The 17,921-nt window shown below is 54.0% G+C and carries 17 protein-coding genes, 2 tRNA genes and 1 pseudogene; 7 read left to right on the forward strand and 13 right to left on the reverse strand.

Annotation, left to right across the window (positions count from 1 at the left end; genetic code table 11):
* Nucleotides 1-46 precede the first annotated feature (46 nt).
* A tRNA-Met gene (locus AC4OVU_RS19240) sits at nucleotides 47-123 on the reverse strand.
* A 286-nt stretch (nucleotides 124-409) separates the two neighbouring features.
* On the opposite strand from AC4OVU_RS19240, the gene argG reads away from it, so the two are divergent.
* A complete protein-coding gene (argG, locus tag AC4OVU_RS19245) occupies nucleotides 410-1,756 on the forward strand; it encodes an argininosuccinate synthase (RefSeq protein WP_015571974.1) in 1,347 nt (448 codons plus the stop codon).
* A gap of 187 nt (nucleotides 1,757-1,943) precedes the next feature.
* Here the strand turns inward: argG and AC4OVU_RS19250 are convergent.
* From AC4OVU_RS19250 to rlmE, 6 genes are all read right to left on the reverse strand, one after another.
* Nucleotides 1,944-2,030, reverse strand: a tRNA-Leu gene (locus tag AC4OVU_RS19250).
* 9 nt (nucleotides 2,031-2,039) lie between these two features.
* Nucleotides 2,040-2,372, reverse strand: a complete 333-nt coding sequence (gene secG / locus AC4OVU_RS19255) for a preprotein translocase subunit SecG (RefSeq protein ID WP_003861803.1) — start codon at nucleotides 2,370-2,372, stop codon at nucleotides 2,040-2,042.
* A gap of 222 nt (nucleotides 2,373-2,594) precedes the next feature.
* Complete coding sequence (glmM, locus tag AC4OVU_RS19260; protein ID WP_003861804.1) at nucleotides 2,595-3,932, reverse strand: phosphoglucosamine mutase; 1,338 nt, start codon at nucleotides 3,930-3,932, stop codon at nucleotides 2,595-2,597.
* A complete protein-coding gene (folP, locus tag AC4OVU_RS19265) occupies nucleotides 3,925-4,773 on the reverse strand; it encodes a dihydropteroate synthase (protein WP_017693916.1) in 849 nt (282 codons plus the stop codon). Before folP ends, glmM begins: the two co-directional genes overlap by 8 nt.
* Before the next feature lie 98 nt (nucleotides 4,774-4,871).
* Nucleotides 4,872-6,806, reverse strand: a complete 1,935-nt coding sequence (ftsH, locus tag AC4OVU_RS19270) for an ATP-dependent zinc metalloprotease FtsH (RefSeq protein ID WP_003861810.1) — start codon at nucleotides 6,804-6,806, stop codon at nucleotides 4,872-4,874.
* A 102-nt stretch (nucleotides 6,807-6,908) separates the two neighbouring features.
* Nucleotides 6,909-7,535 carry a 23S rRNA (uridine(2552)-2'-O)-methyltransferase RlmE gene (gene rlmE / locus AC4OVU_RS19275; protein WP_003861812.1) on the reverse strand — a complete coding sequence of 209 codons (627 nt, stop codon included), beginning with the start codon at nucleotides 7,533-7,535 and terminating at the stop codon, nucleotides 6,909-6,911.
* A gap of 127 nt (nucleotides 7,536-7,662) precedes the next feature.
* Here rlmE and yhbY point away from each other — a divergent pair.
* Nucleotides 7,663-7,963: pseudogene (gene yhbY / locus AC4OVU_RS19280) on the forward strand (ribosome assembly RNA-binding protein YhbY).
* Nucleotides 7,964-8,114: 151 nt separating this feature from the next.
* Here yhbY and greA read toward each other — a convergent pair.
* Nucleotides 8,115-8,591, reverse strand: coding sequence for a transcription elongation factor GreA (gene greA, locus AC4OVU_RS19285; RefSeq protein WP_006812122.1), 477 nt, complete (start codon nucleotides 8,589-8,591; stop codon nucleotides 8,115-8,117).
* Between the two features lie 228 nt (nucleotides 8,592-8,819).
* Here greA and dacB point away from each other — a divergent pair, with 228 nt between their 5' ends.
* From dacB to pmrB, 3 genes are read left to right on the forward strand one after another with little or no spacing between them, the layout of a single operon-like run.
* Nucleotides 8,820-10,253 (forward strand): serine-type D-Ala-D-Ala carboxypeptidase, encoded by a 1,434-nt coding sequence (gene dacB, locus AC4OVU_RS19290; protein WP_015571976.1) that lies wholly within the window; start codon nucleotides 8,820-8,822, stop codon nucleotides 10,251-10,253.
* Nucleotides 10,254-10,255: 2 nt separating this feature from the next.
* A complete protein-coding gene (gene pmrA, locus AC4OVU_RS19295; protein WP_015571977.1) occupies nucleotides 10,256-10,918 on the forward strand; it encodes a two-component system response regulator PmrA in 663 nt (220 codons plus the stop codon).
* Nucleotides 10,915-11,958, forward strand: coding sequence for a two-component system sensor histidine kinase PmrB (gene pmrB, locus AC4OVU_RS19300; RefSeq protein WP_017693913.1), 1,044 nt, complete (start codon nucleotides 10,915-10,917; stop codon nucleotides 11,956-11,958). The genes pmrA and pmrB overlap by 4 nt, the downstream gene beginning before the upstream one ends.
* A 33-nt stretch (nucleotides 11,959-11,991) precedes the next feature.
* Here pmrB and cgtA read toward each other — a convergent pair whose 3' ends face one another.
* The 4 genes from cgtA to rplU form a co-directional block, all read right to left on the reverse strand.
* The gene (gene cgtA, locus AC4OVU_RS19305; protein ID WP_006812124.1) at nucleotides 11,992-13,167 is read right to left on the reverse strand and encodes an Obg family GTPase CgtA; all 1,176 of its coding nucleotides are present in this window, start codon (nucleotides 13,165-13,167) and stop codon (nucleotides 11,992-11,994) included.
* A 15-nt stretch (nucleotides 13,168-13,182) separates the two neighbouring features.
* Nucleotides 13,183-14,148 (reverse strand): DMT family transporter, encoded by a 966-nt coding sequence (locus AC4OVU_RS19310; RefSeq protein WP_063624333.1) that lies wholly within the window; start codon nucleotides 14,146-14,148, stop codon nucleotides 13,183-13,185.
* 95 nt (nucleotides 14,149-14,243) lie between these two features.
* Entirely contained in the window at nucleotides 14,244-14,501 is a 258-nt protein-coding gene (gene rpmA, locus AC4OVU_RS19315; RefSeq protein ID WP_003861831.1) for a 50S ribosomal protein L27, read from the reverse strand.
* A 19-nt stretch (nucleotides 14,502-14,520) separates the two neighbouring features.
* The gene (gene rplU, locus AC4OVU_RS19320; protein ID WP_003025032.1) at nucleotides 14,521-14,832 is read right to left on the reverse strand and encodes a 50S ribosomal protein L21; all 312 of its coding nucleotides are present in this window, start codon (nucleotides 14,830-14,832) and stop codon (nucleotides 14,521-14,523) included.
* Nucleotides 14,833-15,089: 257 nt separating this feature from the next.
* Here rplU and ispB point away from each other — a divergent pair, with 257 nt between their 5' ends.
* Both ispB and sfsB read left to right on the forward strand, forming a co-directional pair.
* Nucleotides 15,090-16,061, forward strand: coding sequence for an octaprenyl diphosphate synthase (ispB, locus tag AC4OVU_RS19325; RefSeq protein ID WP_006812126.1), 972 nt, complete (start codon nucleotides 15,090-15,092; stop codon nucleotides 16,059-16,061).
* A 229-nt stretch (nucleotides 16,062-16,290) separates the two neighbouring features.
* Complete coding sequence (gene sfsB / locus AC4OVU_RS19330; protein ID WP_020480545.1) at nucleotides 16,291-16,578, forward strand: DNA-binding transcriptional regulator SfsB; 288 nt, start codon at nucleotides 16,291-16,293, stop codon at nucleotides 16,576-16,578.
* A 63-nt stretch (nucleotides 16,579-16,641) separates the two neighbouring features.
* Here the strand turns inward: sfsB and murA are convergent, their stop codons facing one another.
* On the reverse strand, nucleotides 16,642-17,901 hold the full coding sequence (gene murA / locus AC4OVU_RS19335; protein ID WP_006812128.1) for a UDP-N-acetylglucosamine 1-carboxyvinyltransferase: 1,260 nt from the start codon (nucleotides 17,899-17,901) through the stop codon (nucleotides 16,642-16,644).
* Between the last annotated feature and the right edge of the window lie 20 nt (nucleotides 17,902-17,921).

Below are 17,921 nucleotides of genomic sequence, written 5' to 3' on the forward strand. Positions count from 1 at the left end.
GCTCTAAGTCTTCACAGTATATTTGAAAAAGAACTTTATGGGAAAGTGGTTGCGGGGGCCGGATTTGAACCGACGACCTTCGGGTTATGAGCCCGACGAGCTACCAGGCTGCTCCACCCCGCGCCTGAAACGTGGCAAATTCTACGCGTTTTGGACAGAATTTGCAAATAATGCTGGGATTTGGTACCGAAGACGGGACGTAAAATCGGCGTTCAGTATATTGATAGTTGACCCCACCTGTCAACCCAACTTCAGCCAGGGCAATAAAAGGGAAATTTTTACAAAAAACGCACACGTCTCTTTCGGTCGTCGATAAAAGATGATTAAATGAATACTCACTTATTTTGCATAAACATGCATCGAGAGCGAAAGCGGTCTCTAATCAGTCAATCAAGCAGGGTTTTATTATATGACGACGATTCTCAAGCATCTCCCGGTAGGACAACGTATTGGCATCGCTTTTTCTGGCGGCCTGGATACCAGCGCTGCACTGCTGTGGATGCGCCAGAAGGGAGCGGTTCCTTATGCATATACTGCGAACCTGGGTCAGCCGGACGAGGAAGATTATGACGCGATCCCTCGTCGTGCCATGGAATATGGCGCAGAGAACGCACGTCTGATCGACTGCCGTAAGCAGCTGGTTGCCGAAGGGATTGCCGCAATCCAGTGCGGTGCTTTCCATAATACGACCGGCGGCCTGACCTATTTCAATACCACCCCGCTGGGTCGTGCCGTCACCGGCACTATGCTGGTTGCCGCCATGAAAGAAGATGGCGTGAACATCTGGGGGGACGGTAGCACCTATAAAGGCAACGATATTGAACGTTTCTATCGTTATGGCCTGCTGACCAACGCCGAGTTGCAGATCTACAAACCGTGGCTGGATACCGACTTCATCGACGAGCTGGGTGGCCGTCATGAAATGTCTGAGTTTATGATTGCCTGCGGCTTTGACTACAAGATGTCCGTTGAGAAAGCCTACTCAACCGACTCCAACATGCTGGGTGCGACGCACGAAGCGAAAGACCTGGAATTCCTGAACTCCAGCGTAAAAATTGTTAACCCGATCATGGGCGTGAAGTTCTGGGATGAGAACGTGAAGATCCCGGCGGAAGAAGTGACCGTGCGTTTCGAACGTGGTCATCCGGTTGCCCTGAACGGTAAAACCTTCTCCGACGATGTTGAACTGATGCTGGAAGCAAACCGCATCGGCGGTCGTCACGGGCTGGGTATGAGCGATCAGATCGAAAACCGTATCATCGAAGCGAAAAGCCGCGGCATTTACGAAGCTCCGGGGATGGCGCTGCTGCACATCGCTTACGAGCGTCTGCTGACCGGTATTCACAACGAAGACACCATTGAGCAGTATCACTCTCATGGCCGTCAGCTGGGCAAACTGCTGTATCAGGGTCGCTGGTTTGATCCACAGGCGCTGATGCTGCGTGACGCCCTGCAACGTTGGGTGGCAAGCGCAATCACCGGCGAAGTGACGCTGGAACTGCGTCGCGGAAATGATTACTCCATCCTCAATACCGTGTCTGACAACCTGACCTATAAAGCAGAGCGTCTGACCATGGAGAAAGGTGAGTCAGTGTTCTCTCCGGACGATCGTATTGGCCAGCTGACCATGCGTAACCTGGACATCACCGATACCCGTGAGAAGCTGTTCAACTATGTTGAGAATGGCCTGCTCTCCGCCAGTTCCGGTAATGGCCTCCCTCAGGTTGAGAACCTGGAACACAGCGATAAGAAATAATCGACAGCAAGTCATGCAAAAGGCGCCCATTGGGCGCCTTTTTTGTGGTCTTCGTAGGCCCGGTAAGCGCAGCGCCACCGGGCAAAACGGCGGGTGGCGCTGCGCTTACCCGCCCTACAAAAGATCGGATACACAGAATGTACAGACGAAAAAAAAGACGTCTTGCGACGTCTTTCTTCTGGAATATTGGTACCGAGGATGGGACTCGAACCCACAAGCCCGTTAGGGCACTACCACCTCAAGGTAGCGTGTCTACCAATTCCACCACCTCGGTACGGAATACTTACTGCGGGATATCGCTGGTTGGCTTAGCCGGTGCAGCTGGCTGAGTTTGCTCAGTTTTTGCTGGCGCGCTCAGATTTTCCCACTCGCTTCCTTTACTGGTCTTGTTGCTGTTGATATTGCCCAGCACCAGACTGATGATGAAGAACAGCGTAGCCAGAATCGCCGTCGTACGGGTCATGAAGTTCGCAGAACCACTTGAACCGAACAGCGTACCGGAAGCGCCTGCTCCGAAGGAGGCTCCCATATCAGCGCCTTTACCTTGCTGTAGCATAATCAGCGCTACGAGAGCGATGGCTACAATAAGGAAAATAACTAAAAGAGCTTCGTACATAATCAACCTGTTCCTTGCGGATTTGCCGCATACCAATGCTTCGACCAATTAGCAGGATTTTGTTTCCCACTGAAGCGGGTGTGAATACTAACCAAAGCGAATCACCTTCGCAAGGGCATTTTCGAGGCATTGCATCAACTGCGGAAAAAAACAGCAAAAAGCCATTCATTGCTTAAAACAAAGGCGGCAAACGCCGCCTTTTTAAACACTTATTCTGAAAGATTATGCAGCTTTGACTGCATCCGCAATACGGTGCGCAAATTCAGTTACCTGCGCTTCGTCTTCGCCTTCCACCATCACGCGGATCAGCGGCTCGGTACCCGACTTACGCAGCAGGACGCGCCCACGGCTGCCAAGAGTCGCTTCCACCTCTGCCATCACCGCTTTCACGTTATCATTTTCCAGCGGGTCGCCTTTACCCGCGGTGAAACGCACATTGACCAGAATCTGCGGGAACATTTTCATGCCGCTGCACAGATCGTGCAGGCTCATATGGTTACGCGCCATCGCGGCAACAACCTGAAGCGCCGCCACAATACCGTCACCGGTGGTGGTTTTATCGAGCAGGATCACGTGGCCGGAGTTTTCCGCGCCAATACGCCAGCCTTTCTCCTGGAGTTTTTCCAGCACGTAGCGGTCACCCACTTTCGCACGGACAAACGGAATACCGAGCTGTTTCAGCGCCAGTTCGAGCCCCATGTTGCTCATCAGCGTGCCCACCGCGCCACCGCGCAGTTGCCCCTGACGCAGGCCTTCACGCGCAATGATGTAGAGGATCTGATCGCCATCGACCTTGTTACCTTCGTGGTCAACCATGATCACACGGTCACCATCGCCATCCAGGGCAATACCCAGATCGGCCTTTTCAGCCAGGACACGCGCCTGCAAGGCACGCACGTCTGTCGCGCCAACTTCTTCGTTGATGTTCAGACCGTCCGGCTCGCAGCCGATAGTGATCACTTTCGCACCCAGCTCGCGGAACACATTCGGCGCAATGTGGTAAGTCGCACCGTTGGCACAGTCCACCACAATTTTGAGGTGTGCCAGGCTCAGCTCATTCGGGAAAGTGCCTTTGCAGAATTCAATGTAGCGGCCTGCGGCATCGACAATACGGTTTGCTTTACCCAGCTCAGCGGAGTCAACACAGGTGATCTCTTTTTCCATTTCCGCTTCAATCGCCTCTTCCACGTCATCCGGCAGTTTGGTGCCGTCGATGGAGAAGAATTTGATACCGTTGTCATAGAACGGGTTATGGGAAGCGGAAATAACGATGCCCGCTTCCGCACGGAAGGTGCGGGTCAGATAGGCAACAGCAGGGGTCGGCATTGGCCCCGTAAAGGAAGCTGAAAGCCCCGCCGCCGCCAGCCCGGCTTCCAGCGCGGACTCCAGCATATAACCCGAAATACGGGTATCTTTCCCAATAATGATCTTACGGGAGCCATGACGCGCCAGCACTTTCCCCGCTGCCCAGCCCAGCTTCAGGACAAAGTCAGGGGTAATTGGCGCATCGCCTACGCGCCCACGGATGCCATCGGTACCAAAATATTTACGATTACTCATAGCGTTTGTTTTCCTTCGCTGCCAGTGTGGCTTCCACCACACGCATGGCTTCTACTGTTTCTTTTACGTCATGGACGCGAATGATGTGTGCACCTTGCATCGCGGCAATCACCGCGCAGGCCAGACTGCCGCTCAGACGTTCGCTCGGCCCGACATTCAACAACTGACCAATCATCGATTTTCTCGACATTCCCACCAGCAGTGGCAGGCCGAACTGATGAAACTCTGATAAGCGCGCAAGCAACGCGTAATTGTGTGAGAGATTTTTACCGAAACCGAAGCCCGGGTCGAGCAGCAATTTCTCTTTTGCGATACCCGCACGTTCACAGCGTTCGATATGCTCAGTAAAGAAGCGGGTGACGTCGGCAAACACATCTTCATATTTTGGCGCCTCCTGCATTGTCTTAGGCTGACCCTGCATATGCATCAGACACACCGGTAGCCCGGTTTCTGCGGCGGCTTCAATCGCGCCCGGCTCGGTCAGCGAGCGGATATCATTGATAATGTGAGCGCCCACTCTCGCCACTTCACGGATCACTTCGGGTTTGGAGGTATCAACGGAGATCCACACTTCAAAGCGCCGGGCGATAGCCTCTACCACCGGCACCACGCGCGCCAGCTCTTCTTCCACCGAAACCTCCGCCGCGCCAGGCCGCGTTGACTCCCCTCCAACGTCAATGATGGTGGCACCCGCGTTAATCATTAAATTCGCGTGTTTAACCGCGTCGATAAGCGAATTATGCGTGCCGCCGTCAGAGAAGGAATCAGGCGTGACATTCAGGATCCCCATCACATGGGGATGTGAAAGGTCGAGATGCGAGTCCTGGGCGAATAGTTTCATGGTGAAGTCCCTGGGATTAATGTGGTTAAACAGATAAGAAAAACCCCGGAGCAAGCTCCAGGGTTTGAGATACAGACAAACGCTTCAACAGCAGTGACTTACTTGTCGCCCAACTGCTCTGACATGGTGTTGCCCGGGTTTGGCGTACGCGGTTCATCGACCGGACGCGGCGCACGCGGGGTGCCATTGTTGTCAGAATTGTTAGACGCGCCTGGGTCTTCCCAGCCTGCCGGCGGACGCACTTCGCGGCGCGCCATCAGGTCGTCAATCTGCGGTGCATCGATGGTCTCATATTTCATGAGCGCATCTTTCATCGAATGCAGGATGTCCATATTGTCGTTCAGGATCTGACGGGCGCGAGCGTAGTTACGTTCAATCAGCGCTTTCACTTCCTGGTCGATGATACGTGCCGTTTCATCGGACATATGTTTCGCTTTTGCCACAGAGCGGCCCAGGAATACTTCGCCCTCTTCCTCTGCATACAGCAGCGGACCGAGTTTGTCGGAGAAGCCCCACTGAGTCACCATGTTACGCGCCAGGTTTGTCGCCACTTTAATATCGTTCGACGCACCGGTGGAAACATGTTCCGCACCGTAGATAATCTCTTCAGCCAGACGACCGCCGTACAGGGTTGAAATCTGGCTTTCCAGCTTCTGACGGCTGGCGCTGATCGCGTCGCCTTCAGGCAGGAAGAAGGTCACACCCAGCGCACGACCGCGCGGAATAATCGTCACCTTGTGTACGGGATCGTGTTCCGGCACCAGACGACCGATAATCGCGTGGCCCGCTTCGTGATATGCCGTGGACTCTTTCTGCGCTTCCGTCATCACCATGGAGCGACGTTCCGCCCCCATCATGATTTTGTCTTTCGCTTTCTCGAATTCCACCATGGACACCACGCGCTTGTTACCGCGAGCGGCAAACAGTGCTGCTTCGTTGACCAGGTTAGCCAGATCCGCACCGGAGAAGCCTGGAGTACCACGCGCAATGATTGCCGCGTCGATATCTGGCGCCAGCGGTACGCGTCGCATATGCACTTTCAGAATCTGTTCACGACCGCGAACATCCGGCAGACCGACCACAACCTGACGGTCAAAACGGCCTGGACGCAGCAGCGCAGGGTCGAGTACGTCCGGACGGTTAGTTGCCGCGATAACGATGATACCTTCGTTACCTTCGAAGCCGTCCATCTCAACCAGCATCTGGTTCAGCGTCTGCTCACGTTCATCGTGACCACCACCCAGGCCTGCGCCACGCTGGCGGCCTACGGCGTCGATTTCATCGATGAAGATGATGCACGGTGCTGCCTTCTTAGCCTGCTCGAACATGTCACGCACACGAGATGCACCGACACCCACGAACATTTCAACGAAGTCAGAACCTGAAATAGTAAAGAACGGCACCTTCGCTTCACCCGCGATGGCTTTTGCCAGCAGGGTTTTACCGGTACCCGGAGGGCCGACCATCAGGACGCCTTTCGGGATCTTACCGCCCAGTTTTTGGAAACGGCTCGGCTCGCGCAGGTATTCAACCAGTTCACCCACCTCTTCTTTTGCTTCGTCACAACCTGCTACGTCAGCAAACGTGGTCTTGATCTGGTCTTCCGTCAGCATACGCGCCTTGCTCTTACCGAACGACATGGCACCTTTGCCACCACCGCCCTGCATCTGGCGCATAAAGAAGATCCAGACGCCGATAAGAAGCAGCATCGGGAACCAGGAAATGAAGATAGAAGCCAGCAGGCTTGGTTCTTCCGGCGGCTCGCCTACCACTTTGACGTTTTTGGTCAGAAGGTTATCAAGCAGCTTAGGATCGTTCACCGGGATGTAAGTCGTGTAACGGTTACTATCTTTCTTGGTAACGTTGATCTCACGTCCGTTGATACGCGCTTCGCGAACCTGGTCCTGATTGACCTCTTGCAGGAAGGTAGAATAATCCACCTTGCGGCCATTCGACTCGCTGGGCCCAAAGCTCTGGAATACTGACATCAGCACAACGGCAATGACCAGCCAGAGTATTAGGTTTTTCGCCATGTCACTCAAGGGATTAACCTCATATTACAACTGTGTTAAAAACAGCGTCAGGATACTCTATATCCAGTTTCATTCAAACTTTCGCCTGAAATCTACCGGTTATCATTTTCGCCCGGTCGCTACAATATACACTTCACGGGAACGGGCCCGGGAAGAGTCCGGCTTACGAACTTTGACCTTCGCAAACAGGGAGCGAATTTCCTTAAGATACTCCTCGAAACCTTCGCCCTGAAACACCTTCACAACAAAACTACCACCAGGCGCTAGTACATCACGACACATTTCTAACGCTAGTTCCACCAGATACATGGCGCGGGGGATATCCACCGCCGGTGTTCCACACATATTTGGCGCCATATCCGACATGACAACCTGGACCTTACTGTCACCTACACGATCAAGTAGTGCTTTAAGCACTAATTCATCACGAAAGTCGCCCTGAAGGAAGTCGACACCGACGATGGGATCCATTGGTAAAAGATCGCATGCGATGATTCGGCCCGTTCCGCCGATCTGCGTAACCGCATACTGGGACCATCCGCCAGGTGCCGCACCGAGGTCGACCACCGTCATTCCCGGTTTAAAAAGTTTGTCACTTTGCTGTATTTCATCAAGTTTAAACCAGGCGCGGGAACGCAACCCCTTTTTCTGCGCCTGTTGAACATATTTATCGCTAAAGTGTTCCTGAAGCCAGCGGCTGGAGCTGGCAGAACGCTTTTTACCTGTCATTTAACATTTCCGTCCTGGTTCATCGTTGCTTGCCTGTGACGTAAATTTCTACGCAGCTATTTGGCGATATTAGGGAGATGGCGGTAGAATGAACCGTTTTCAATCCCAACGTAAGCAAAAATATACGATGAATCTGAGTACTAAACAAAAACAGCACCTTAAAGGTCTGGCACATCCGCTCAAGCCTGTAGTGATGCTTGGCAACAATGGTTTGACCGAAGGGGTGCTTGCCGAGATTGAACAAGCGCTGGAACACCACGAGCTGATCAAGGTGAAAATCGCCTCTGAAGTCTGAAGACAGAGACACTAAAAACCTGATCGTGGAAGCCATCGTGCGCGAAACCGGCGCCTGTAATGTACAGGTCATCGGTAAAACGCTGGTGCTCTATCGCCCATCTAAAGAGCGCAAAATCTCGCTGCCACGTTAAGGATATCCTGAATCGAACACATTTTCTGTGTGAAACGAGGGATTTCTTTCAGCAGGCGAGCAAAATGCCATGCTCCTTGAGTTGATAAAAGGCCGCTATGCGGCCTTTTTCTTTTCTTTACAATGTATCAACATCTTAGTAGAGAAGCGAATTACAGGTATTCAACCTTAATAATTTCGTATTCCACTTCACCACCAGGGGTGCGGATGGTGACCACATCGTCCTGCTCTTTGCCAATCAGGCCACGAGCAATCGGCGAGTTCACCGAAATCAGGTTCTGTTTGAAGTCCGCTTCATCATCACCCACGATGCGATAGGTCTGCTCTTCGTCGTTGTCCAGATTCAGGACGCTGACGGTAGAGCCGAAGATCACACGGCCATTATTTGGCATTTTGGTGATATCGATAACCTGCGCGTTAGACAGTTTCGCCTCGATATCTTTAATGCGCCCCTCACAGAAACCCTGCTGCTCACGCGCCGCGTGGTATTCAGCATTCTCTTTCAGGTCGCCATGCTCACGCGCTTCCGCGATAGCGGCGATGATTTCAGGGCGACGCACGGATTTGAGAAAATCCAGCTCTTCGCGCAGTTTTTCGGCACCACGTAAGGTCATCGGAATAGCTTGCATTTGTTATACCTCTTAAACATTCCTGTTGGGAGCAGTGTTCCCTGCTCCAGCCCACCTGAACAGGCCAGAAGCAAAAAGAAAACCGACCCGGGAGCAACGCCCCAGGTCAGCAGCAATTTTTCAATTTGATACGCATTTTACCGCGAAGTTCACTATGGGTCATCGTTTACTTTACAGTGCCATGCACCGTAGTATGACGGTTTGTTTTCGGGTTGTTAGCGCGAGATTATGCGATTTTCCAGTTTTATCATCGGATTGACTACCAGTATAACGTTCACCGTTCAGGCCGCGAATGTTGATGAGTACATTAATCAACTGCCCGCCGGCGCGAACCTTGCCCTGATGGTGCAGAAGGTTGGCGCGCAGGCTCCCGAGATTGACTATCACAGTCAACAGATGGCGCTGCCTGCCAGTACCCAGAAGGTGATCACTGCCCTCGCCGCCCTGCTCCAGCTCGGGCCTGACTTCCGTTTTACTACCACCCTTGAAACCAGAGGTAACGTTGAGGGTGGCGAACTGAAAGGCGATCTTATCGCCCGTTTTGGTGGCGATCCCACCTTTAAGCGCCAGGATGTCCGCAATATGGTGGCGGTACTGAAAAAATCCGGCGTAACAAAAATTGATGGCAACGTGCTGATCGACACCTCCATTTTCGCCAGCCACGATAAAGCGCCTGGCTGGCCGTGGAACGACATGACGCAGTGCTTTAGCGCCCCGCCAGCCGCCGCCATCGTTGACCGTAACTGCTTCTCCGTATCGCTTTACAGCGCGCCAAAACCAAATGACTTAGCTTTTATCCGCGTGGCCTCATACTACCCGGTCACGATGTTCAGCCAGGTGCGGACGCTGGCGAAAGGCTCCCCGGAGGCGCAGTATTGCGAGCTGGACGTGGTACCGGGCGATCTCAATCGCTATACGCTCACCGGCTGCCTGACCCAGCGGTCCGATCCCCTCCCGCTGGCCTTCGCCATTCAGGATGGCGCAGGCTATGCCGGTGCCATTTTTAAAGATGAGCTGAAGCAGGCGGGCATAACCTACACCGGAACGCTGCTGCGCCAGACGCAGGTGAATGAGCCAGGCACGGTCATTGCCAGCAAACAGTCCGCGCCACTGCATGATTTGCTTAAGATTATGCTGAAAAAGTCGGATAACATGATTGCCGATACGGTGTTCCGCATGATCGGGCACGCGCGCTTTGGTGTGCCGGGCACCTGGCGGGCCGGTTCTGATGCCGTACGTCAGATCCTGCGCCAGCAGGCGGGTATCGATCTGGGCAATACGATCGCCGTCGATGGTTCCGGTTTATCGCGTCATAACCTGATCTCGCCGGCCACCATGATGCAGGTGTTGCAGTACATTGCTCAGCATGACGCTGAGCTAAACTTTATTACGATGCTGCCGCTTGCCGGACATGACGGCTCTCTTCAGTACCGCGCGGGCCTTCACGCTGCGGGCGTGGATGGCAAAGTGTCAGCCAAAACGGGTTCCCTGCAAGGCGTTTACAACCTTGCCGGTTTTATCACTACCGCCAGCGGACAACGCATGGCATTTGTGCAGTATCTTTCCGGCTATGCCGTCGAACCGGCTGACCAGCGCAATCGCCGTATTCCACTGGTGCGTTTCGAAAGCAGGCTCTATAAGGACATCTACCAGAATAACTAGCGATGAAACTACTGATAGTTGAAGACGATCTGTTATTGCAGGAAGGGTTAGCGCTGGCGCTGGGGAATGAAGGCTACGCCCTGGATTGTGCCACCACGGCCGCTGAAGCAGATGCCCTGATCCAGAGCGGTGAATACAGCCTCGTGATCCTGGATTTGGGGCTGCCGGATAAAGACGGCGCGACGCTGCTCTGCCAGTGGCGTCGTCGCGGGGTTGAGAATCCCGTCTTGATTCTCACCGCCCGCGATGCCATTGAAGACAGAATTAACGGGCTGGATTCTGGCGCTGACGATTATCTGGTAAAACCCTTCGCCCTTGCCGAGCTACAGGCTCGCGTACGGGCGTTGATCCGCCGCTATCAGGGCCACAGCGACAACCTGCTGACGGACGGAGATATCACCCTCAATCTGCAAACTCAGCAGGTGTTGCGCCAGTCTCAGCCTGTGGAAGTGACGCCAAAAGAGTTCGCTCTGCTGACGCGCCTGATCATGCGCAGCGGGCAGACCGTGCACCGTGAAACGCTGCAACAGGACATCTACTCCTGGCAGGACGATCCGGGATCAAACACGCTTGAAGTTCACATTCATAATCTGCGGCGCAAGCTCGGTAAAGATCGCATCAAAACCGTACGCGGCGTGGGTTACCGTCTGGAGAGCCAGAAATGAACAGTATGCGCCGGCGATTAATGGTGTTGCTGGCGGTTATTCTGCTATTTTTTCAACTCATTAGCGTAGTCTGGCTGTGGCATGAGAGCCGCGAGCAGATCGGTTTTCTGGTGAACGAAACGTTGTCCGCCAAAGCGCGCAACAACCATGTCGAAAAAGAGATCCGCGAAGCCATTGCCTCCCTGCTGGTCCCTTCTCTGGTGATGGTCGGTTTTACCCTGCTCTTCTCATTCTGGGCAGTCACCTGGATCACCCGACCACTCAACAAACTTCGCGCCAGCCTTGCGAACCGTTCGGCGGATAATCTGACTCCCCTGCCGATGTATTCCGATATGGAAGAGATAGGCGCTGTGACCACGTCGCTCAATCAACTCCTCGCCCGGCTGGACCACACTATTCAACAGGAACGCCTGTTTACCGCCGATGCGGCACACGAGTTACGTACGCCGCTTGCGGGGATCAGGCTCCATCTGGAACTGATGGCTCAGTCCGGTTCCCCGCAGGCCACGCCACTGATAAGCCGTATCGATCAGTTGATGCACACGGTGGAACAGCTGCTGATGCTGGCGCGTGCCGGGCAGGCGATGGCCAGCGGCCATTACGATACCGTGAACTGGACGGAGACGATCATTGCTCCGCTCAGCCTGGAGCATGAAGCCAAAGAGCATACGGTAATATGGCCGGCCCACAGCGTGCTGACGGTTCAGGGGGACGCCGTCCTGTTACGTCTGATGCTAAGGAACCTTCTGGAGAATGCCGCCCGCTACAGCCCGGCAGGCACAACCATTGAAGTGGCATTAACAGCGACGGAGGGCGGTACCCGGGTGAGCGTTACCGATCAGGGGCCGGGTATTGATGAGGCGCACCGCCAGTCGATCACCGAACCTTTCCGACGTCTCGACCAGCGCTACGGCGGCAGCGGCCTTGGGCTGAGCATCGTACAGCGTATCGTACAGCTCCATCATGGCCATTTAACGCTGGAGAACGGCGCTGAGGGCGGCCTCATCGCCAGCTGTTGGTTACCGGCGAAAATAGGATAAAAAAAAGCCCCGTTAAGGGGCTTTATACAGGGGTTAGTGCTTGTAGATGAACTCGACGCCTTCTTCGTCGTCTTCATCCCAGTCATCGTCCCAGTCTTCATCATCTTCTTCCGCTTCCAGCTCTTCGAGCTGCTGGCGGTGGTAGTCATCCCACATGAATTCGACTTTTTCAGGCTGTTTCGCCTCTTCTGCCTGAACAACCGGATTCTCGATGATAAAGGTCATCACATCCCAGCAGAGATCTTTCACGCCAACCTGGCTGGCGGCAGAGATCAGATAGTACTTATCTTCCCAACCCATCGCGTCGGCAATCGCTTTAGCTTTCGCTTCAGCTTCCGCTTTATCCATCAGGTCGATCTTGTTAAATACCAGCCAGCGCGGTTTTTGCGCCAGTTTTTCACTGTATTTCTCCAGCTCGCCGATAATAATACGGGCGTTTTCAACCGGATCGGAACCGTCGATTGGATCGATGTCGATGAGGTGCAACAGTACGCGACAACGCTCAAGGTGCTTCAGGAAGCGAATACCCAGACCGGCGCCTTCTGCTGCCCCTTCAATCAGACCCGGGATGTCAGCGACCACAAAGCTCTTCTCGTTATCCATACGGACAACGCCCAGGCTCGGCACCAGCGTCGTAAACGGATAATCCGCTACTTTGGGTTTCGCCGCAGAGACCGCACGGATAAACGTCGATTTACCGGCGTTTGGCATACCCAGCATCCCCACATCCGCCAGCAGCATCAGTTCCAGTTGCAGGTCGCGCTTATCACCCGGGGTACCCATGGTTTTCTGACGCGGGGTACGGTTAACGGAAGATTTGAAACGGCTGTTACCCAGACCATGCCAGCCGCCTTTCGCCACCATCAGGCGCTGACCGTGTTTGGTCATATCACCCATGGTTTCGCCCGTGCCCTGATCGATGACACGCGTACCCACCGGCACTTTGATCGTCACGTCTTTACCGCGTTTACCGGTACAGTCGCGGCTCTGGCCGTTCTGGCCACGCTCGGCGCGGAAAGATTTTTCGAAACGGTAGTCGATCAGCGTGTTGAGGTTTTCATCCGCCTCCAGCCACACGTCGCCACCGTCCCCACCGTCACCGCCGTCAGGACCGCCACGAGGAATATATTTTTCACGGCGGAAGCTTACACAACCGTTACCGCCATCACCTGCCACGACCAGAATCGTCGCTTCATCAACAAACTTCATTTTACTCTCCGTAACTCATTCGCCTGAGCGGGGGACTATTACAACCGCTTCATTTTTGCGCCAACGCCCCCAGAGACGATGACCAATGGCGGAATACATCGCGCCCGCAACCACGACAAACGCACCGAGATAACCCAACAGGTTGAGCATCGGCTTGACGAAGACATCGGGCCAGGCCATTGATAACAAATCTGAAAATAACAGCGTAAACAGCGGGGTAAGCGTGATTAAGGCGCTCACCTGTGCTGCCTGCCAGCGCGCCATGGCTTCAGCCAGAGCGCCATAACCGACCAGCGTATTCAGCCCACAAAAAATGAGGCACGCCAGTTGCCAGTCGCTGAGCTGGGTAATTACACCCGGCTTCGCTAAAGGCAATAATGCCAGTGTACACAAAGTGTACAGCAAAAAGAGGATCTGCTGTGAGGCAAGACGGCGCAATAACACCTTTTGCGCGACGCCATAACTCACCCAGACCGTTGCTGCGCCCGCCCCAAAAATGACACCCCAAGTGTAATCCGTCAGGCGGGTAAAAATCTCAATCAGGCTGGTGTTAAAGAACATCACCAGCCCGCAAAGCAGCATGCTTGCCCCGATGATCTGCGTGCCGCGCATCTTCTCCTTGAGGATGAATACGCTGGCGACCATCATGCCGACCGGTGAAAGCTGACCAATCACCTGCGACGCTGTAGGGCTAAGATATTGCAGGGAAGAGCTGAACAGAATGAAGTTACCGAACAGACCGCCCGTCGCGATAGCCAGTAACACCAGCCAACGCGGTTTTCGGAAGATGCGCAGCGGTGGCAGCTTACCTTTGACGGCCAGAATGGCGCCCAGGCCTATGCTTGCCATCAGGAAGCGATAAAACACCACCGTCGGTGGCTCCATGACTTCCAGTACCTGCTTCATTGCAATTGGCAGCGCACCCCAGCACATTGCGGTAGTGAGCGCCAAAAGAATACCCATGCCGGCCTGCTGCTTCATGCCCGTTTTCCCTACAGAAAATTTTCCGGGTTTCCAATGTAAAAAGCCCCGCAACACGTTGCGGGGCTTTAATCCGTTACCGGACCGAGAAAACCTTACTCAGCAACGATGCTGATGTATTTACGGTTGTTCGGGCCTTTAACTTCAAATTTCACTTTACCGTCTGCTTTAGCAAACAGAGTGTGGTCACGACCGCAACCTACGTTGGTACCCGCGTGGAACTTGGTGCCACGCTGACGAACGATGATGCTACCCGCCAGAACGGATTCGCCACCAAAACGCTTAACGCCCAGGCGTTTAGCTTCTGAATCGCGACCGTTACGTGTGGAGCCGCCAGCCTTTTTATGTGCCATTTAAATCTCTCCTCAGGTCTTAGGCGCTGATGCCAGTAATTTTCACATCAGTGAACCACTGACGGTGGCCCTGCTGCTTACGATAGTGTTTACGACGACGAAACTTAACGATTTTAACTTTCTCGCCACGACCGTGAGCAACAACTTCAGCTTTGATAACGCCGCCATCAACGAAAGGAACGCCGATTTTGACTTCTTCACCGTTTGCGATCATCAGAACTTCAGCGAACTCAACAGATTCGCCAGTTGCGATGTCCAGCTTTTCCAGGCGAACGGTCTGACCTTCGCTTACTCGGTGTTGTTTACCACCACTTTGGAAAACCGCGTACATATAAACTCCGCTTCCGCGCACATCCTCGTATGATTCAGAGTGCGCTATAAATATTCACAATAGGGCGCGAATATTACGCAAAACGCGAGCCTTTGACAAGTGCTACCATCAATACATGAAGAAAAAAAACACAACACATACGGTAACGTTTATCTGAGCCGTTTTTTCAGTACAATCAGCAATACTATTTATAAACCGAAACCCTTTGTGTACCCATCTCGTGTGGGATAAACAGGATAAAAAGCCCGGCTTTTGCGATGAATTTAGAAAAAATCAATGAGTTAACCGCGCAAGATATGGCGGGTGTGAATGCAGCAATCCTGGAGCAACTCAACTCTGACGTTCAGCTGATCAATCAGTTGGGCTATTACATCGTCAGCGGCGGCGGTAAACGTATTCGTCCGATGATTGCCATTCTGGCCGCACGCGCGGTTGGCTATCAGGGAAATGCCCACGTCACGATCGCGGCGCTGATCGAATTTATCCACACCGCCACCCTGCTTCACGACGATGTTGTGGATGAATCAGACATGCGTCGTGGTAAAGCCACCGCCAACGCCGCGTTTGGTAATGCGGCAAGCGTTCTGGTAGGCGATTTTATCTATACCCGCGCCTTCCAGATGATGACCAGCCTTGGCTCGCTGAAGGTGCTGGAAGTGATGTCAGAAGCCGTGAACGTTATCGCTGAAGGTGAAGTCCTACAGCTGATGAACGTCAACGACCCGGACATCACCGAAGAAAACTATATGCGGGTGATTTACAGCAAGACCGCACGTCTGTTCGAAGCCGCCGCGCAATGCTCCGGCATTCTGGCAGGCTGTAGCGAAGCTCAGGAAAAGGGCCTTCAGGACTATGGCCGTTACCTCGGCACCGCGTTCCAGCTGATTGATGATTTGCTGGACTACAGCGCGGATGGCGAAACGCTCGGTAAAAACGTCGGCGATGACCTGAACGAAGGCAAGCCAACGCTGCCGCTGCTCCACGCGATGCGCAATGGCACACCAGAGCAGGCGAAAATGATCCGGGAGGCTATCGAGCAGGGAAATGGACGCCATCTTCTGGAACCGGTACTGGAAACAATGGCTATCTGCGGCTCCCTGGAATGGACGCGTCAGCGCGCTGAAGAAGAAGCGGACAAAGCCATCGCCGCCATTCAGGTCATTCCCGACAGCCCATGGCGTGATGCGCTAATCGGCCTCGCGCACATCGCCGTCCAGCGCGACCGATAATCCCCTCCTCATCTCCCTGCGCCCACGCAGGGAGATTCCAGTACACACCAATAAATTACATTTCCGCGTAAGCCCATCGGGTTACAGGCCGCATGTATAAAGCCGTGCCTTATTCTGAATATTGCTTCTCGTAACATGAACTTTTTAGAACACATGTTCGAAGTGAGTATAGTAATGCTGTCTTTTCACACGAAACGACGTGGACGATAACGAACACAAGGACAGCATTATGGATACAAAATTCATCGACTGGCATTCTGCTGACATTATTGCGGCACTGCGTAAAAAAGGAACATCGCTGGCTGCCGAATCACGTCGTCATGGGCTAAGCTCGTCGACGCTGGCAAACGCCCTGACCCGCCCATGGCCGAAGGGGGAACTGATTATCGCGACGGCGCTGGATACGCATCCGTGGGTGATATGGCCGTCACGCTACCACGATCCTATTACCCATGAATTTATCGACAGAACGCGCATGATGCGCCAGGGCAAAACGAAGAAAGCACATCAGGACTGATGCACCAGGATTGACAGGAACAGCAATCCCCCGGCCTGTTATGGCAGGGGGGTGCCGGAACGATTACTCGCCCTTCACACGCTCGATATTTGCACCCAGCGCGCGCAGTTTGTCCTCAATACGCTCGTATCCACGATCGATGTGGTAGATACGATCGACAACGGTAGTCCCTTCCGCAATACAACCTGCCAATACGAGGCTCGCAGACGCGCGCAGATCGGTCGCCATCACCTGCGCACCGGACAGTTTTTCAACGCCGTGGCAAATTACCGTGTTGCTTTCAATCTCAGCATGCGCACCCATACGGATCAGTTCCGGTACGTGCATGAAACGGTTTTCGAAGATAGTTTCCGTGATGAAGCCCGTGCCTTCGGCCACCAGGTTCAACAGCGTGAACTGTGCCTGCATATCCGTCGGGAATGCCGGATGTGGCGCAGTACGCACGTTAACGGCTTTAGGACGCTGCCCGTGCATATCGAGGCTGATCCAGTCTTCACCGATTTCGATATCCGCACCCGCATCGCGCAGTTTCGCCAGCACCGCATCCAGGGTATCCGGCTGGGCGTTACGGCAGACAATCTTACCGCCAGAAATGGCCGCGGCCACCAGGAAGGTACCGGTTTCGATACGATCTGGCAGTACGCGATACACACCACCACCCAGACGTTCAACGCCTTCGATGGTGATACGGTCTGTGCCCTGCCCGCTGATCTTCGCCCCCAGCGCGACCAGGAAGTTCGCGGTATCCACGATCTCCGGCTCACGGGCGGCGTTTTCGATGATGGTAGTGCCTTCTGCCAGCGTAGCAGCCGACATGATGGTGACCGTTGCGCCCACGCTCACTTTGTCCATGACAATGTGCGCGCCTTTCAGACGACCATTGACGGACGCTTTAACGTAACCCTCTTCCAGCTTGATCTCTGCGCCGAGTTTTTCCAGGCCGAAGATATGCAGGTCAACGGGACGCGCGCCGATAGCGCATCCGCCCGGCAGTGAAACCTGTCCCTGACCGAAACGCGCCACCAGCGGACCAAGCGCCCAGATGGAAGCACGCATGGTTTTCACCAGCTCATACGGCGCTGAGAAGTTGTTCACGTTGCTGGCATCGATCCAGACGGAACCGTTACGCTCCACTTTGGTGCCCAACTGGCCGAGCAACTTCATGGTCGTGTCGATATCTTTCAGCTTCGGTACGTTCTGGATCTCTACCGGCTCTTCTGCGAGCAGCGCAGCGAAAAGAATGGGCAGCGCGGCGTTTTTAGCGCCAGAAATTGTGACTTCGCCCTGGAGACGCGTGGGTCCCTGTACACGAAATTTATCCATCGTTTGCTCTCTTATAAATT

This window comes from Enterobacter sp. 6722112, from assembly GCF_058661685.1.

What these genes read in the sequence shown, in the direction of transcription:
- greA (WP_006812122.1), bottom strand. Translation starts at nt 8,591, where the DNA reads ATGCAAGCTATTCCGATGACCTTACGTGGTGCCGAAAAACTGCGCGAA.
- argG (WP_015571974.1), top strand. Translation starts at nt 410, where the DNA reads ATGACGACGATTCTCAAGCATCTCCCGGTAGGACAACGTATTGGCATC.
- ftsH (WP_003861810.1), bottom strand. Translation starts at nt 6,806, where the DNA reads ATGGCGAAAAACCTAATACTCTGGCTGGTCATTGCCGTTGTGCTGATG.
- AC4OVU_RS19310 (WP_063624333.1), bottom strand. Translation starts at nt 14,148, where the DNA reads ATGAAGCAGCAGGCCGGCATGGGTATTCTTTTGGCGCTCACTACCGCA.
- ispB (WP_006812126.1), top strand. Translation starts at nt 15,090, where the DNA reads ATGAATTTAGAAAAAATCAATGAGTTAACCGCGCAAGATATGGCGGGT.
- rpmA (WP_003861831.1), bottom strand. Translation starts at nt 14,501, where the DNA reads ATGGCACATAAAAAGGCTGGCGGCTCCACACGTAACGGTCGCGATTCA.
- sfsB (WP_020480545.1), top strand. Translation starts at nt 16,291, where the DNA reads ATGGATACAAAATTCATCGACTGGCATTCTGCTGACATTATTGCGGCA.
- rplU (WP_003025032.1), bottom strand. Translation starts at nt 14,832, where the DNA reads ATGTACGCGGTTTTCCAAAGTGGTGGTAAACAACACCGAGTAAGCGAA.
- pmrA (WP_015571977.1), top strand. Translation starts at nt 10,256, where the DNA reads ATGAAACTACTGATAGTTGAAGACGATCTGTTATTGCAGGAAGGGTTA.
- rlmE (WP_003861812.1), bottom strand. Translation starts at nt 7,535, where the DNA reads ATGACAGGTAAAAAGCGTTCTGCCAGCTCCAGCCGCTGGCTTCAGGAA.
- murA (WP_006812128.1), bottom strand. Translation starts at nt 17,901, where the DNA reads ATGGATAAATTTCGTGTACAGGGACCCACGCGTCTCCAGGGCGAAGTC.
- pmrB (WP_017693913.1), top strand. Translation starts at nt 10,915, where the DNA reads ATGAACAGTATGCGCCGGCGATTAATGGTGTTGCTGGCGGTTATTCTG.
- glmM (WP_003861804.1), bottom strand. Translation starts at nt 3,932, where the DNA reads ATGAGTAATCGTAAATATTTTGGTACCGATGGCATCCGTGGGCGCGTA.
- cgtA (WP_006812124.1), bottom strand. Translation starts at nt 13,167, where the DNA reads ATGAAGTTTGTTGATGAAGCGACGATTCTGGTCGTGGCAGGTGATGGC.
- secG (WP_003861803.1), bottom strand. Translation starts at nt 2,372, where the DNA reads ATGTACGAAGCTCTTTTAGTTATTTTCCTTATTGTAGCCATCGCTCTC.
- folP (WP_017693916.1), bottom strand. Translation starts at nt 4,773, where the DNA reads ATGAAACTATTCGCCCAGGACTCGCATCTCGACCTTTCACATCCCCAT.
- dacB (WP_015571976.1), top strand. Translation starts at nt 8,820, where the DNA reads ATGCGATTTTCCAGTTTTATCATCGGATTGACTACCAGTATAACGTTC.